This window comes from Arenibacter lacus, from assembly GCF_008711145.1.
GTDB lineage: Bacteria > Bacteroidota > Bacteroidia > Flavobacteriales > Flavobacteriaceae > Arenibacter > Arenibacter amylolyticus.
The window spans coordinates 1-2,009 of record NZ_VVIN01000145.1; the positions used below are offsets into that span (position 1 = coordinate 1).

The 2,009-nt window shown below is 41.0% G+C and carries 2 protein-coding genes; both read left to right on the forward strand.

Translation table 11 applies throughout. The annotated features are described in order from the left end of the window. Positions 1-264 (forward strand): SusD/RagB family nutrient-binding outer membrane lipoprotein (locus F1E73_RS16805; protein ID WP_150452637.1); only part of this gene is annotated, 264 nt, incomplete at its 5' end. A 153-nt stretch (positions 265-417) separates the two neighbouring features. After that, the gene (locus F1E73_RS16810) at positions 418-1,719 is read left to right on the forward strand and encodes a D-alanyl-D-alanine carboxypeptidase (protein ID WP_086478487.1); all 1,302 of its coding nucleotides are present in this window, start codon (positions 418-420) and stop codon (positions 1,717-1,719) included. The last annotated feature ends 290 nt before the right edge of the window (positions 1,720-2,009 follow it).

The following is a 2,009-nucleotide window of genomic DNA, read 5'->3' on the forward strand; positions in this document are numbered from 1 at the left end:
GTGAGTATGGGAGTGGCAGCCTTTACCATCAATGATATTTTTAAAGAGAAATGGATTGCACTCTTTTTGCATGGTGAATCATGGAACGATGCTAGGAGATTTAATTATCAATATAAGGACATGACCGTACCTGCCAATCTAAATCCAGATTTAGGAGGTCAGTTTATTAGGAGATTGCCTTATCCCGATAGTGAAATTAGTAGGAATGGGGCCAATGTGCCATCCGTGACGCTATTGGATCGAATTTTTTGGGATGCTAATTAAAATCAGATTGATTAATGTTAAATCTCCCGCTATTAGCGGGAGATTTTCTTTTTGTTTACAATTTGAAATGCGCATAATTTAATACCGGTCGCAAATACGATTGAAGAAATGTGAATTGCCTAGGGCCGTTCAAAAAACAATAAATATCTACTTATGAAAAATATCTTTTCCTTACTGTTGGTGTCTATCCTTATTGCTAGTTGTGGAACAGCAAGGTTGGTGAAGCCAATTAAGAAGTCTGAAGTGTTTAACCAAGGGTTTACAGGAGTTGTGATATATGATCCGGAAAAGGATAAGGTGCTGTATGCACAGAATGAGGATAAGTATTTTACTCCGGCGTCCAATACTAAGATGTTTACCTTTTATGCTGCTCGTAAAATACTGGATACCCATGTAAATAGTTTAAACTATAAGGAGGAGAAAGACTCTCTAATATTTTGGGGGACAGGGAATCCTGCCTTTCTTCATCCAGATTTTAATGATGTTACTGCCTTGGAGTTGTTAAGGGAGGCCGATAAAAAGCTGTATTGGGCAGATAATTCAGAGCAGGTGACGGCTTATGGGTCGGGTTGGTCCTGGAGTTGGTATAAATATTATTACGGGCCTCAAAGATCGGCCCTTCCCATGTATGGAAATATTGTTCGTTTTTCGAAAAGTGTGGAGGATAAGGATCTTAGCTTTTCGCCTTCTTATTTTAAGAATTTTATTCAACGCAATAGTGAGATGCCCGCCAGTACTTATGTCATAGATCGGGATAAGGATACCAATGCCTTTCAGTACAATATTGTGTTAGATTCCGTAGCCTTCAAGACAGATCGTCCGTATGCCACTTCGCCCCAGCTTACCATGGATATGTTAAGGGATACCCTTGGGAGGGAAGTGCAAAAAATAGACTATGACTTTGCTAAGGTTGGGTCGTACTCCAAATTAAAAGGGGTGGAGACCGATTCTTTATTGAAGCAGATGATGGTTATAAGTGATAATTTTATTGCGGAACAGCTGCTGGTCCTTGCTTCGGATCAATTGTTTGATACCTTAAATATTAGGAAGGCCATAAACTATGCTGTTGAGAATTATTTAAATGACCTCCCAGATAGGCCGGTTTGGGTAGATGGTTCCGGACTTTCCAGTTACAATAAATTTACGCCTAGGAGTATCATTGCTCTTTTGAAGAAAATTAGGGAAGAAATCCCAGGGGAGGAGATGTATGCTTTTTTCCCTGCAGGGGGAGAAACGGGAACCATTAAATCCTGGTATCATTCTGGAGGGGATCGGCCCTATATTTATGCGAAAACAGGAACCTTAAATGGTACCCATTGTTTAAGTGGTTACCTACTTACCAAGAGTGATAAGGTGTTATACTTTAGTTTTATGCATAACAACTATATTATTGGTTCCAATGAATTGAAGCGGGAAATGCAAAAAGTCTTGTTTTCCTTTCATGAGAAATATTAGTGTTTAATATAAGGATATGAAAACTGTAGATTCATGTCCTTGCTGTGTGAGGTGTTTGGCGTTTCCCTCCTTCGTCGGGCCGTGCTCTCTGCTGTATCCCAAGCCTTGCTTCGGGGATGCCGCTGCAATCCCTGCCTAGCGGCGGGCATGCCTAACGCGGGACCGGTGGATGCGTCCCTTTGGTTTGGGCGCGGAAGTGGTCTTTTATAGGTAGTGTTCGTTTCCTATATATAAGGAGTGTATTGCGTGGCAGGTCAACTCGATTTTGAAATTCGGCCGAAACCATGTAT